This window comes from Streptomyces sp. NBC_00873 (assembly GCF_045207415.1).
GTDB lineage: Bacteria > Actinomycetota > Actinomycetes > Streptomycetales > Streptomycetaceae > Streptomyces.
Genome location: NZ_CP108803.1, coordinates 4,984,233 through 4,997,700 on the forward strand (window position 1 = coordinate 4,984,233; position 13,468 = coordinate 4,997,700).

The 13,468-nt window shown below is 69.6% G+C and carries 9 protein-coding genes and 2 pseudogenes; 3 read left to right on the forward strand and 8 right to left on the reverse strand.

Annotated features, from left to right (window positions below; translation table 11 throughout):
- Positions 1–76: 76 nt before the first annotated feature.
- Positions 77–421: pseudogene (locus OH809_RS22985) on the reverse strand (GDSL-type esterase/lipase family protein); the annotation flags it as partial.
- 1,122 nt (positions 422–1,543) lie between these two features.
- A pseudogene (locus tag OH809_RS22990) lies at positions 1,544–1,882 on the reverse strand (phosphotyrosine protein phosphatase); the annotation flags it as partial.
- A 179-nt stretch (positions 1,883–2,061) separates the two neighbouring features.
- Between OH809_RS22990 and OH809_RS22995 the strand changes: the two are divergent.
- Both OH809_RS22995 and OH809_RS23000 read left to right on the forward strand, forming a co-directional pair.
- Entirely contained in the window at positions 2,062–2,571 is a 510-nt protein-coding gene (locus tag OH809_RS22995; RefSeq protein WP_078839924.1) for a Pycsar system effector family protein, read from the forward strand.
- A gap of 10 nt (positions 2,572–2,581) precedes the next feature.
- A complete protein-coding gene (locus tag OH809_RS23000; RefSeq protein ID WP_406420615.1) occupies positions 2,582–3,280 on the forward strand; it encodes a Crp/Fnr family transcriptional regulator in 699 nt (232 codons plus the stop codon).
- A 55-nt stretch (positions 3,281–3,335) separates the two neighbouring features.
- Here the strand turns inward: OH809_RS23000 and OH809_RS23005 are convergent, their stop codons facing one another.
- From OH809_RS23005 to OH809_RS23030, 6 genes are all read right to left on the reverse strand, one after another.
- On the reverse strand, positions 3,336–4,994 hold the full coding sequence (locus tag OH809_RS23005) for a hypothetical protein (protein WP_406515491.1): 1,659 nt from the start codon (positions 4,992–4,994) through the stop codon (positions 3,336–3,338).
- Positions 4,991–5,962, reverse strand: a complete 972-nt coding sequence (locus tag OH809_RS23010; protein WP_406515492.1) for a protein phosphatase 2C domain-containing protein — start codon at positions 5,960–5,962, stop codon at positions 4,991–4,993. The genes OH809_RS23005 and OH809_RS23010 overlap by 4 nt, the downstream gene beginning before the upstream one ends.
- A 356-nt stretch (positions 5,963–6,318) precedes the next feature.
- A complete protein-coding gene (locus tag OH809_RS23015) occupies positions 6,319–6,996 on the reverse strand; it encodes a vWA domain-containing protein (RefSeq protein ID WP_406515493.1) in 678 nt (225 codons plus the stop codon).
- A gap of 15 nt (positions 6,997–7,011) precedes the next feature.
- Positions 7,012–8,778, reverse strand: coding sequence for a vWA domain-containing protein (locus OH809_RS23020; RefSeq protein WP_406420611.1), 1,767 nt, complete (start codon positions 8,776–8,778; stop codon positions 7,012–7,014).
- A 1-nt stretch (position 8,779) separates the two neighbouring features.
- The gene (locus OH809_RS23025; protein ID WP_406420610.1) at positions 8,780–11,065 is read right to left on the reverse strand and encodes a hypothetical protein; all 2,286 of its coding nucleotides are present in this window, start codon (positions 11,063–11,065) and stop codon (positions 8,780–8,782) included.
- Positions 11,034–11,855 (reverse strand): hypothetical protein, encoded by an 822-nt coding sequence (locus tag OH809_RS23030; protein WP_406420609.1) that lies wholly within the window; start codon positions 11,853–11,855, stop codon positions 11,034–11,036. Before OH809_RS23030 ends, OH809_RS23025 begins: the two co-directional genes overlap by 32 nt.
- Before the next feature lie 645 nt (positions 11,856–12,500).
- Between OH809_RS23030 and OH809_RS23035 the strand changes: the two genes are divergently transcribed.
- Positions 12,501–13,307 (forward strand): DUF1963 domain-containing protein, encoded by an 807-nt coding sequence (locus OH809_RS23035; RefSeq protein WP_406420608.1) that lies wholly within the window; start codon positions 12,501–12,503, stop codon positions 13,305–13,307.
- Positions 13,308–13,468: the final 161 nt, after the last annotated feature.

Here is a 13,468-nt window from a genome sequence, read left to right on the forward strand (position 1 = left end):
AGCGGAAGGCGGGCAGATAGCCGCCCGACGGCCCCGCGGCCTTGGGCTTGGCGATGACACCGTTCAGCACGTCGGACGCGCTCACACAGGTGGACTCGCTGTACAGGACGCAGTCCTGCATGACATCGGCGAAACCGACGTCGTTGCCGCCCGCGGTGACGCTCACCAGGGTCGTCGACGAACTCAGCACACCTAGCTGGCTGCCGGCGACGGAGCTGGTCGTGGCACCCGAGCATGCGACGAAGGCGAACGAGGACGGCGAATTCGCCGCCGCCCACAGGTAGGGGTAGGCCTTGGTGCTCCGGTGGCAGTCGCCGGAGTCGGAGAGATAGCTTCCCGAACCGACGCCGGCCGAGTAGGAGTCGCCGAGGGCGACATACCCGCCGGCGGCGGCCGAGGAGGTCGCCGAGGCCGGCTGGGCGTCGGCTCGTCAGACGCTCACCGACGCCGAACTGTGAGCGGTGTTCGGACACGGTCGGCCGAGCGGCGGCAAGCTGGACTTCGGCGCCCCGCCCCCAGGAGCTGCGCCGCGTGCGCAAGAACCTGCTCCCGTCGGACGACGGACCGGTCACCCTGACCGTGGCCACGACGGGCCCCGTCGCCCCCGGTATCGGCAGCGCGCACAGTTGCGGTCTGCCCGGCGACCGGGATGACGATGCCGGTATTCGGTTCGCAGGCGGCAGTACGACGGATCCTGACGGCCGGGATCACCACCGGCCCCGGTATCGACATCGAAACGTGCCGCAGCGGGCGGTCTGTTCACCGCGATGCGCTTCACGGTCGCAACCGACCGGGCGAACGCGCCGGACGAGGAGTCCGCACTCGGCGCGGGAGGTGCTACGAAATCATCGAAGGGGTGCGCGGCATCGGGCCCGGTGGCCGGGCAAAGTGGCGGATCCGGTCCCGCTCGTGCCCGGCGACCTGAACCCGGCGCCGATGCCGACGGCTGCGGAGCGGTCGCGCTGACCGTGCGCCCGGGCACAGGGGACACGGTTCTCGTCGTCGGGTGGATCACAGAACGGGGCGGGTGACCGCTCACGCGACACCACACGGCTCCGCAGGCCGGCCGCGGCATCAGCGGCATACCCGCGGGGGCGCCGCCACAGATGGCGCCGGGGGCTGCGCGGATTCAGGCCGACGGGCGCACTCTGTGGTGGCCCCCACGCGGGGTGCCACCACAGCGCTTCGGTCACGGTCGGCCGCCGAAGATCAGTTGTGCCCGAACCTACGCTGCTTCCGGTGAGAGACCTGCTCCGATATCGCGCGCACCGGCCCAGGAGCTTCTCGGATATGCGCTTGCGTCTGATCCTTCGTCTCCGCGGACGCGCTGCGTTCGTGGCCACCCGTGCGGGCACCGCGATTCTGTCGGCTCTGCTTCTTGCTCACGATTACGCCTCCTGTAGCCGATCTCGGACGAGGGGCCACTTTCAGATTCGCATGTGAGTGCGAAGCGCGCATTCCGGGCGTCCGGGGCTGGGGGATGCGGCGCGTCGCGAGGTGCCGGATTGCCGCCTGCGCGGACGGCCCGACCGCGCGAGTCCGACTAGCGCGGTGCGTCGCTGCTCAGGGGAGCCCGGTCTCGCGGGGCGATTTCGGCGATCAGGCTCTCTGCCAACGCCCTGATCTCGTCGCGGATGGGGCGGACGGCTTCGACGCCCCGGCCGGCCGGGTCCTCCAGCTTCCAGTCGAGGTACCGCCTGCCGGGGAAGACCGGGCAGGTGTCGCCACAGCCCATGGTGATGCAGACGTCCGATTCCTTGACCGCTTCGACCGTGAGGATCTTGGGGGTCTCGGCGGAGATGTCGACGCCGACCTCGGCCATGGCCTCGACGGCGGCCGGGTTCACGGCGTCAACGGGGTCGGAGTCGGCCGAGTGGAGCTCACGGAAAGGGCCTGGATCGAGCGTCAAGCGTGGTCCGGCCGGGGTCCGGAGTCTAGATCAATCCCCGGACGGTTCACTTCAATTCCGGCTGGACCAGAGGCAATCGACATGGTGGATGGAGTGCTGGCCCGGCCTGACCGTGGCTATAGTGGCGGGGTGTCGAGAATTGGGGGGCTCCAGTGTCGCAGGAAGAGTCCCGGGCTGAGGCGGCGAAGATCGCCTGGCAGATCCACGCCTCGCTCCACGAGTCGACCCGCACGGTGGACGCCAAGGCGTCCTTCGCCCTGGCCATGGAGTCCGCCGCCCTCGCCGGAATTGCCGCGCTGTCCGGCAGTGGCCGCTCCCTCGACCGCGTGACCGGCGTCGCCGAGGTCATCCTCTGGCTGGGAGTAGCACTCATCGGGCTCTCTGCGGTCCTCGCCGTTCTCGTCGTCGTCCCTCGCCACAACGGCCAGGGCCGCTCGCCCAACCCCGGCGAGGACGAGTTCCTCTTCTACGGCCATCTGCGCCACTGGACCCCCGACGACCTCGCCCAGCGGCTCGCCCGCGCCGATCCTTTGCCCACCCTCAGCCGCCAGCTCGTTGTCATGAGCGCGATCGCCTGGACGAAGCACAGGCGTGTCCAGCAATCGCTGCTGCTGGCCGTCATCGGCAGTCTGCTGGTCGCCGTCGTTGTCGCTCTCGTCTGAAACGGCCTTTGTGGACAGCGCACCCCACCGCCGCCCGCGCCGGATGCCCTTCTGGTCGCTGCTCGACGACGACGCCAGGGTCCAACTGCGCGACATCGGCCGCATGGTTGCCTTCCCACCTAAGGAAACCCTGCTGCGGCAGTACGACCTCACTGACCATTTGCTCGTCGTCCGGCGCGGCTGCGCCAAGGTCGCCGCCAACTCCGCCGGGGGCTACCAGGCCGTGCTAGCCATCCGCAACGCCGGGGACCTGCTGGGCGAGCAGGCCGCACTGGACGGCGGACCGCGCTCCGCCACACTCACCTCGCTGACTCGGGTCGAGGCCCTGATGATCCCGTCGTCCCTGTTCCGTGCCGCCGCCCGGTCCACGCCCGCCATCGCGCTCGCGCTCCAGCAGGTGCTCTCCGAGCGCCTGCGCGAGGCGGACGGCCACCGGGCCGCCGCCGGTTCCGAAGCTGTCCAGGCCAGGCTCGCCGCACTGCTGTTGGAGCTCGGCGGGGAGTACGGGCGCCCCGAGGGCAATGGATCCGTCCTCATCGCCCTGCCGCTGTCCCAGGACGACTTCGCCGGACTCGTCCTCAGCTCGCGGCGGACGGTCAGCCGTGTCTTTGAGCAGTGGCGCGGGCGCGGCTGGGTGACGACGGGACGCAACAAGCTGACTATCGACCGGCCGGATGAACTGAAACGGCTGAGCAGCACCGGGTATTAGGAGGAGCCTGGCGGTGCGGACCCGGTCGCTAGCCGTCGGACAGTACGGGGCGCGGTCACAACTCGTCCCAGGACATCTTGGCCAGCCCGTGCTCCTCAGCCATCGGGTTCCAGTCGGAGACGAAATCCTTCTTCGCGCGCGTCGCCCGTGTGTTCGCATGGGACGCCTCCCGCCACTGCGACGAGGACAGCACGGCCTTGGGCGTGCAGCTGTTCATCATTTCGCCGGCCAGCCGCGCGTAGGCACGATCGGCGTCGGCCGACGCCTGCCAGCTGGATTCGAGACTTTTCGTCATGGAGCTGGGCAGCAAATCATGGTCGAGCGCTTCCAGATCCCGCACGAGTTCGTCCCGCTCCGTCGCCGCGTCCTCGAACACCCCCTTGGCCTTTTGGAGTCCGGAGCGGCCCGGGCAGGCGGTCATCTGGCGGACCGCCTCGCCGACGCCGCCACGGTTCCCCTCGTTCCGTTGCAGCAGGCCGTTCAGGCTGAGCGCCTGGCCTTCTTCGGAGTTCTGAGCGGACGAGCCGGAGCTGTTGGACCCGATGCCCTGACCCGACTGGCCGGGGCTGCCGGATTGGAGCCCTTTCTCAATCTTCTCGTAGAGATCGGGACCGTAGACGAAGGCCAGGATGATCAGCACGATCGCGACGAACCGCCGGCCGACTCTGGACTTGCCCGGCGTGGGTGGCGTCGGCCTTGGCATATTGGGGGTTCGGGGGGCCATGGGCATGGGCGGGGTGTTGGGCACGGTCCGCGGCGGCTGCTGTGGCCGTGCGGCACCTGGCGGTGATGACGCCGTGCCCGCCGCGTTCCGCGGTACGGAGGTTCGCGGTGGTGTGGCCTGCGGAAGCGTCGCGGGCGCCGTGGTAGCCGCGTCGGCCAGGGCACTCAGCCACTCCTCCGCCGACGGCCGCCTGGCGGGATCGGCGGACAGGCTCCGCTTGGCCAGCTGCCCCACGGCCGGGTCGGCAGCACGCAGAACCGTCAGGTCCTGGCCGTCCTGCTGGCCTGCGAAGAGCCGTGCGGCGAGCAGCCCGAACTTGTACGCGTCGCCTGTCGGACTGCCCAACCGCTCGCCCGAAGGCAGATCCCAGTTGGGTGTCTCCGCTGTCTGGAGCGCCAACTTGCCGTGCAGCGCCATCGCGTCACAGTCAATGAGGAAGCAACTCGGCGTCCCGTCAAGGGAGAAGAGCACGTTGTTCGGCGACACGTCGCCCACGACGACGCCGAGGGAGTGCAGTCGCCCCAGCGTGCGGGCGAAGTCCAGGAGCAGCTCGAACCGCTGGCGGGGTGTGATGGTGAAGCCCGCTGTATCGAAGTAGGCCGGGCCGTTCAGCAGGTACTGGAAGCCCGCGGGCCGCGACTCGACCGGCGCGAAGTCGAACCGGCGGAAGAACCGTTCGGGGATCTGCCGCATCAGAAAGCCGCTCACCCCGGCGGAGTCCGTCACCAGCACAGCCGGCCAGGCGGTGCACTCGGCGAGCCACTGGCCGGTGCCGTGCGGCAGGGACGGAATGAAGTCGACCATCGCGGCGAGGACTTCGGGCTTGAGCTCGGGGCGGATCCTGGTGTGGTACTCCTTGTAGGCCACCGGCCAGGTCCCGTTGATGGTCCGGTCCTTGACCGCCCACACCGAGCCCTGACCGCCGGAGTTGAACTTCCGCCCCTTCACTACCCGGTCGGCATCCATGGCTCCCGGATACGCCCCGCTCATCCCGGCGCTCCGCCTGTCCGGGCCGCTGCGGGTCCAGGGCCGCCGCTCTCGTCGAGGCGGTGACGCGGCCAGACCGCGAGCAGGGTCCGGTCGTCGTCGAATGTCTCGCGGGAGAAGTCGAGCAGCTGCGCGACGGCTTGCGGTTCACGAGGCGGACGGCCCAACTCGTACGCAATCACCGACCCGATCCTCCCCGTGCCGTCCCCCAGCGGATCGCCGAACCCGTCCGTCCCGATCAGCAGCACCCCGTCCTCGGGGACCGTGTACCAGGTCCCCTCGATCTGCGGCGGCACCCATGGCAGTGCCGACACCGCGGAGGAGAAGACCCCGTCCGCACGCTCCTCCTTGCCGCCCAGCAACGGGTGGAATCGGTTCTCATGGAGCATCCAGGCACCGCTGTCCCCGACGTGCACCAGATTGACCTCCAGCTGTCCGCTCCCGGTGAGCCGCACGACGCCCGTCACCAGGGTCGTGGCCAGCAGGGCCTGGGCTTCCTGTTTCTGCTCCCGGGTCGGCTCCGGACCGCGGGTCACCCGCATGAACAGCTGGTACGCGGCCGCAGCGACGGCCCGGTTCCAGTCGACGTGCGGCCGTCCTTCGTCCAGCTGCCTCAGTACGTCGGCGACGGCGGTACGGCAGGCCAGCGCGGCGCCCACATGCGACTGAGGAGCCGCTGAGACGCCGTCCGCCACAGCGAACACAACCGCATCGGTCGGCTCGTGCGCCGCCACCACGATGTCGTCCTGGCGCGGCTGCCCGCCGAAGCGGTGCGCGTCACCGCGCACGGAGGCCAGCCGGACGGTGAGCCCCGGTGTGGACCAGCCGTCGAACAGCGTGTCGGGGCGGTAGGGGTCCGCGGGCGGCGGCTTCGGCTCGAACCGGGCGGTCGGCCGGCCGAGCACGAAACGGGCCCAGGCCGGCGGCTGTGCCCCTGGGGGCCGGGGCTCCCGTGTGTTCTGTGCGGGCACCGGGGAACCGCGGTCCGGCTGCTGGTGGGGCAGGACGGGCGCCGCCCGCTGCGCCTGGCCCGGCGGAGGCCGGTGACCGGCCGACGGCCCGTAGCCGGTGGATGCTCCCTGCCCCGGCGGAGGCGCGTGACGCGCCGGGAACGCGGGCCCGTGTCCCGGCGTCGACCCGTGTCCCGGCGTCGGCGGCCCGGAATGCGGTCTGTCGGCCGGGGGCAGAGCGGGGGGCCGGCCGTCCCTGGATACGGCCGGGGTCTGGGCGTCCGGCATCCGGTTCCCCGCCGGGGACTCGGCGGCGCCGGAGGATTCGGAGGGCTTCCCCTCGTTCTCCCGTCGCCGCCCGAAGAAACGCGCCACGCTCACACCTCGTCAATCGCGAGCCGGAAGCCTTCCGGCCGCTCGACCACCAGCTCCGGCTGGCCCGACGCCATCGCATTGCCTGACTCCACCACGCTCTTGGTGAGCGCGGTGAAGAACTGAGCGATGGACTCGCCCAGTTGGGCACCGGGCACCGAGATGAAGGCGAACTCCGACTGTGTGGCGACGCTGAGTATCGTCTCGGCCTCGGCCTGGCCGATGCCGCAGGCAATGATGTTGGGCGCCGCCTTGGTCACCGAGCGGTCAGTGAGCTCCCGGTGTCTGTCCTGCCATGCCTCTCCGAAGTTCGGCTGTCCGTCACTGAGGAAGAACACCGCGGGCCGGTGAACGCGGTAACCCTGGCTCTTGAGCGTGTCCACATCCTGCGGGAGCCGTCTCAGCAGAGCGGTAAAGGCCGCCTCGTAGCTCGTGCCGCCGCTCGCCGTAAGGCGTGGCAGCTCGCTCTCGGCCCGCAGATCGGCGAGTATCAGCCGCTCGGTCACACTGTTGGCGAACCCCAGCACCGAGAAGCGGACCTTCGCTGCGGCCATCGGCTCGCCGAGCATGGCCCGGTGGAGCGAGGCGAGTCCGGCATTGAGGTCACCGACGTAGGGATGCATGGAACCGGACTCGTCCGCCAGTACGTACACCGGCAGCAACTGCCCTAGGGTTTCGGCCATTTCTTTCGACTCTCTCTACTCGACATCTTCGATGGGGCTCAGTCCCTGCGGGCGTTCCAGTCGCAGCTCGGAGGAGCCGGCGACTGCACTCCGCCCCAGGTGGAGCACGGTGTTCTGGAGGAGCATCGAGAACTGCGCTGCCGACTCCGCCAGGTCCGCGTGTGCGTTCGCCGCGACAGCGAATTCGGCGGGGCTGGCGATCCGCGCCACCGTCCGCCGGTCGATCGCACCGATGCCGCAGGCGACGATGTTCGGCCGGTACTGGTGCTGCATCAGCTGCTGGTGCGCGGCCTGCCACTGGCCGCCGTCCTCCGGGTCGCCCGCGGCGAGGAGGAAGACGGTGGGGCGGTTCACACGCGGCGCCTGCTGCTTGAGCCGTTCCGTCTCCAGAGGTACGAGCTCCAGCAGGCGGCGGAAAATGGGTTCGTACCGGCAGCCGTTTCCTGCCTGGAGGTCGGGGACGCCGGTCTGCCACGACACCCGCGTGAGCGGCATCCGGACGTCGGCCGTGTCGGAGAAGGTCAGTACGGACAGCCGTACGGCCGAGGTCACATCCGGGCTGTTGGCGAGCAGGGTCTGCAATGACCGGAGCGAGTCACGGAGTTCGGTGACACAGCCGGCCGCGGACGCGGAGGTGTCCAGGACGACGTAGACCGGAGCGAGGCCGACCGTCGTCGGGCGGATGTCAGGCGGCGGGGCGGATGGGGTGCCACCGGACCGCTGCGCGGCGTCGGGACGGGTCCCGCCCCACGGCGGGGTCGCCGGCGGCTGGGGCGCGGGCGGTGCCGTCTGCGCTACCGGCGGCAGCGCATGCGGGGTTGCCGACGCCGTCTGCGCAAGCGCCCCGGTAGCCGGCGGCAGCATCCCGCCGAAGACACTGGCCGACGGCCCGAGCACACCCTCTCGCAGGCCGGGCAGATCCACCTCCCGCACTATGCCCTTGTCGATCATGTACCGGACCATCTCGACCTGCCGCTGCTCCTGGTCCAGGGCTCGCAGCTGTCGTCCCTCCTCCCAGCGCATCAGCAGATCCATAGCCTTCTCGGTGTCGTCCGGGTGCTTCGCCAGGTGTTCGAGGACAAGGCTGCGGAAGTCGAGCTGTACGGAGGCGAGGGCGGCGCGTTCCCGCTTGTCCCGCTCGATCCGGGCCTCCTGCTCGATGTTCTTGATCGTTTCCTGGTGGCGGGTGTTCCCGACGGCCGCCTTGTGCTGCATGCGGCCCATCTCCGAGTCCCGGCCCGCCCTGGTGCGGCTGCGGATGAACTCACGAGCCGCCTGGTCGGGTTCGAGCTGCACATCGCAGTAGTAGAGCGTCATGCCCTCGGGCAGCGGGATGGGCAGCGCCAGCGCCCCGTTGATTCTGGCCTGGGCCTCGAAGGCCTCGTCGATCGCGAACCGCGCCGCGTGCGGCCGGATCTTGCTGACCAGATGCGGATAGACGGCGCTGAGCACATCGGGGAGATTGCTCCGCACCACCGCGACCGGATCATGCACCCGGAATCCGACGTCGATCGTCGCCTCGAACCGGTGCGCCTGGTCCTTGCAGGTCAACGGGGTCTTGGTGAGCTTGGCCGTTCGCCGGTGATCACCCAGGTCCACGACGTAGCAGAGCTTGTTCTTGCCCAGCCACCGCTGGGTCATCGTCCGGTGCTTTGGCGACTCGACCTCCCAGCCACCGCCGTCAAGGGGATAGACGACCGCAAAGTTCGGCGGAAGGTTGGGCAGGGTGGCGAGCTGACCGCGTGACACCGGACGGTTGTTGAGGATCAGTGAGACTGTCATGTCACACCCTTTCCAGATCGAGCTGAGCATGGACGACGGCAGTGGTCAGGGGCAGCGGTGCCAGCTCGTCCAGGTCGACCCAGTCGGCCGCGCACCGTCGCAGGATCCGGCCGGTTCTCGGGTCCCCGTACGCGATCGCGCCCACCATCAGCTGGAACATGGACCGCAGAGACGGATCGCGTTCGGCGACCGCGGCCCAATTGCGCAGCACCTGCTGGGCCTCCTTACCGAATTCCGCCTGGTTGAGTGACTCACGCCACAGGGCGATGAACGGTGCACGCAACTCCTCGCGGTGGTGCGCCAGATAGAGGAGGGCCGGCCACTGCTCCATGTAGCCGTCGGTCCCCGACGCTTCCCTGCCCACCACTACTTGGGCCGCCACGATCAGGAACGAGAGCAGCGCCGTCGGCCGCCTTCGGTGGTCGGCGGACCGCTCGTGGAGGGTGCGGAGCACCAGCCCCGCCGAGTCGGTGTTCTGCGCGAGCAGATCAGTCAGGCTGCGGCCGACGGCCACGGCCACGGTTGCCCGGTCGACGACGGTGAGGCGGGCCAGCGCCGCAACGGCGAGCTCGGGGTCCTCACCCATGCCGTACACCCGTGCCGCCGTCGCCTGCGCATAGGGCCGGCTCCGATCGGCGAACCATCCCGCGACCAGCATGTCCGCCCGCTCCCTGATCCAGGGGTCGCGCGAGGCGATTTGAAGGGCATAGGCGACGGCGTCGCGCCGCAGCGGGTTCTCGCTCTGCGCCCACTGGTGGAAGACCTGGTCGCAGAGGTAGGTGTACGACTCTGCCGCGATTACCCCGAGGGCCGCGGCCGCGTAGACCCGGACCTCTTCGGCCGGGTCCACGACCAGAGCCGACAGCCAGTCGAGCAGTTCGCTCTGGATCTCGTACTGGATCCATGCGTGCCGGATGATCCGTCGCGGATAGGAGGGGTCCTTGTACTCCAGCGCGCGGCCCGGCTCGCCGTTCTCCTTGCCGATGTCACGGGCACGCAGCCGGGTCAGCTGCGTGCGGCGCGGGGCACCGAAGGGGTCGTTGATACGGGGCGGTTCACCGTTCGGCCCGGCCATCAGCACATGCGGGCGGTCGTCCTCCAGCTGCTCGCGCAGGGCACGGGCGGCGGTGGCTACGTACTCCTGCGGCAGGCCGTTGAGCACGGCGAGGGCGATCGCGAGACTCCGGGCGGCGGGCTCCCGCAGGCTCTCGACCCAGATGTCGAAGTCCTCGTCGGCCTGGCGGGCACGGCGCTTCTTGATGCTCTCAGGGTCCAGCTGGCCGGTCTCCCACTCCTCGGTGATCGCCGCCGCGAGATCGGCTGCCTGTTTGCAGGCGGGGTCGCCGTCGAGCTGCTCGTCCAGCAGTTTCCCGATGCCGTCGTCGGCGAGGAGCCGGTCGCGGACCGCGTCGCCCAGACGCCAGCGCAGATGCGAGGAGACGATGCCGCGCTGGTCGGGCGCCTCGGTGACGTCGACGACCGCCGTCAGGAGTTCGCTGTCCGCGACCTCGGTGCTGGAGACGGTCATCACCAGCCACGCGCCCGCGAGGGCGAGTGCGCCCTGCACCTTCTCGTACACCTCTCGGCGCAGGCCGGCGATCGCGGACGGCTGGTCGAGCAGAAAGGCCGCACCGCGCTCGATGGAGTCCCCACCGCGCTCCAGGAGGTCGACGAGGGAGGCGAAGTCGACATCACTGTCCAGGTGGTATTTGGTGGTGGCACCCATGCCCTGGAGCAGGCGGACGGCCATGGCCGTCTTCCCGTGGCCGGGGGCGCCGCGCAGGATCAGTAGATGCCGGCCCGCCAGCGCCTCCCGGGCGGCGGACAGGCCACGAGGCTCCTGGTATGCGAAGCGCACCCGTTCGTCCAGGAGCGGGGAGATGGTCCGCAGGCGCCGCTGGGCGCCGCCCAGGAGCAGGACGTATTTGTCGCCGCCGAAGACGTCGCCCTCGACGTTGGCGAAGGCGTTGCGTACCCGGTCGTGGCGCAGAGACCCCTGCCCCATCCGGCCGGTGGCCTCGAAGGACTCGGCTCCGGGGCCGGAACGCGGAGGCTCGCCCTGGACGCCGCCCTCCCCGTTGCCCTGCGCACCCGACGCGCCGTCTGCGGACTGGGGCTGTCCCTCGGCTGCAGCCTGCGCCGGGCCGGGTGGGGCGGCGTTATCCGCCGCCCCACCCGGCCCGCCCCCGTGCCGGCCGCGGGCGGTGCTGCTCCCGCGGCGCCGCCCGCGGCCGGCGCTCCCCCCGTCGGTGTTGTCATGGCCGGACTGGGCCGTTCGTGTTGACATTGACGGTCTTGTTGCCCTGGAACACATCACCGTGGACGGTTCCGACGCTGATACCGGCTCCGTTCGGCGATATCCGGTCGCCTGGGCCGGCTGCTGCTCCCCCTTGCCCGTCCGGGGCCGCCTGAGGACCGCCGGCCTCGGGTCCGCCCGTCTCCGGGGGCCCGGCCTGCCCGGGGCGATCCGGTGCCGCCGCGGGGAGACCGGGCGGGGCCGGAGATCCGGGCACGGTCACCCAGCTCTCGATGAGCTCGCCGTGTTTGGTCCGGAACGGCATCGGCAGATACGCGGCCGGGTCGATGGAACGGTGTCCGTGCCGGACGACCGCCCGGTAGATCTCGTCCGACACGACGAAGACCATCCGCGACGAAGCCGCCGCGGCCAGGACCTCGCGCAACGGCCCCGCGTCGACCAGCCGGCAGGCGGTGTTGACGGCGTCCCCGGACCAGCCCTCACCGTCTCGCGAGGCGAGCCCCTGGTGCAGAGCGACCCGGAACCGCATCGCGTGGGCGGGGCTGTAGACGACCGCCTTCTGTTTCAGCTCGTCGTCAAGGGCGCGTACGAACGGTCCGGCCAGAACGATTGGTGAAACGACCGCAGGAACGATCATCAGGACCCCGTCGCCACGGTCCTCGGTGACGATGCCATCGGCCGACAGCCCGGCCCGTACAAGCGCTTCACGGAGTACCTCGTACATCCCGCTTCGCAGGGAACGCTGGATCGGATCGGGCCGGGAACTGAAGTTCTCTATGTCCAGCACCACGACCCAGCAGTGCGTGGCCTCACCAGACATGGCGATCTCCCCAAGGGCTTTAGACAGCAACTACTCGATCAGTCACCCCAGTTGTATGACACCAAAGTCCTGTGGGTCTACGCCAATTGACCCACAGCGGGAAGCCGGGTTTCCGCAGCCAATCGGGGTCCCGGAGGCCAGATCGGGGACAAGTACTGGTCAGCGGCTCGTGGCTAGCTCCAGAAGTTGAAATTGCCTAGTTACGCGACTCGTGAGTCCGGTGGGTCTTAACTTGCAAGAGTGGGTGAAGTGGCTAGCGGCGCGTATGTGAAGGCTTCGCTATCGGCGGCCTGAACATGGCCGGCGACGACGCCTGCCACCGCGGGCCATGGACTACCTGCCCGCCAGCACTCCGAAGGGTGTCCGACCGGCTCCGAGGCGTCGGGGCCGTCGCAGTGCAGTCGTGTTCCACAAGCTGTCCTCGGGGCGAGTCGGCGGCCGGATGCGCAAACGCGCAGGCGCGAGGCGTGACGCTCACCATGCCTGCGCGGCGATCACGTGCAGAGCGCCGCGGTTATGTTGCGAGTCCCGTGCGGCAAGATCTAGGGGGTGTGATGAGGCGGCCGTTGCTGTATGGGGTTGTCGGTGGCACGTACTAACGTGCCCGCAGCGTCCCGTCGATCTTTGTACGCTCGAGGAGCCACGATGCCCGGAGACACACCCGAGCTGCCCCCGAAGGATCTGCGCACCCTGATACCGGAGTACGCGGGCCTTGCCCGGGAAACCACCCTCCTCAACCCGGAGCCCGGCGACCCTGGCGTGCGGGAGAGCTCGCTGGGAGGCAAGCTGCTGTGGCCCGCGGACGAGCCGTGGCCGTACTGCGCGCAGGAAGACCACTGGACGTACGGGTCCGACTGGCGCAACCACACCGAGATTGTCCCGGGCGCGGTGCCGATGGTGCCGATCCTCCAGCTGTTTGCCCAGGATGTGCCGGGGTTGGAGTTCCCGGAGGGGAAGGATCTGCTGCAGCTGGTGTGGTGCGCGCTGATACATGAGCAGGATCCCGGGCTGGTGATGCCGCAGCTGTACTGGCGCAACGAGGCGGAGGTCGTGGCTGGAGGGCTGCTGTCCGAGATCCCCGGGGTGAGCGAGGGGGAGTACGACGAGGACAACATGCCGGAACCTTCCACGTTGTCCCCGATTACAGCGGAGGACTTTCCGAGGTGGCTTGATCTACCCAAGGACATGTGGGAGACCTGGGAACCTCGTCTCCGGTTGCCGACGGGCGGCTCCATGTGGCCACCCGACTCCAACATCATCGGGACGAAGGTCGGCGGCTGGCCCGCCTGGACGCAGCCTGCCGACTGGCCGAACTGCGAGAGCGGACACCGCATGGAGCACCTTCTGACCATCACCGGCGACATACAGTTGGGCGACTGTGGCGGCGTCTACTTCTTCCATTGCCGCCAGTGCCCCGGCCTCCCGTGGGGCTGGCGCTTCGACTGCCACTGACAGCTGAGGTCGGTGGAGCGGCTTTGGGCTGGAGCTGCTTTGGGGCGAGTGATCATGGCCCCGTAAGCTTCCGGCGAGTCGGGCAGTCTGTGGACCTGCCCGTTAAAGCACGACGGTGGGGCCATGATCTGCGAGGCTCGCCCCAAAGTGGCTGCCTGAAG

Coding starts and splice junctions, on each gene's coding strand:
- OH809_RS23005 (WP_406515491.1), bottom strand. CDS start 4,994: ATGAGCGGGGCGTATCCGGGAGCCATGGATGCCGACCGGGTAGTGAAG.
- OH809_RS23015 (WP_406515493.1), bottom strand. CDS start 6,996: ATGGCCGAAACCCTAGGGCAGTTGCTGCCGGTGTACGTACTGGCGGAC.
- OH809_RS23020 (WP_406420611.1), bottom strand. CDS start 8,778: ATGACAGTCTCACTGATCCTCAACAACCGTCCGGTGTCACGCGGTCAG.
- OH809_RS23025 (WP_406420610.1), bottom strand. CDS start 11,065: ATGTCAACACGAACGGCCCAGTCCGGCCATGACAACACCGACGGGGGG.
- OH809_RS23030 (WP_406420609.1), bottom strand. CDS start 11,855: ATGTCTGGTGAGGCCACGCACTGCTGGGTCGTGGTGCTGGACATAGAG.
- OH809_RS23035 (WP_406420608.1), top strand. CDS start 12,501: ATGCCCGGAGACACACCCGAGCTGCCCCCGAAGGATCTGCGCACCCTG.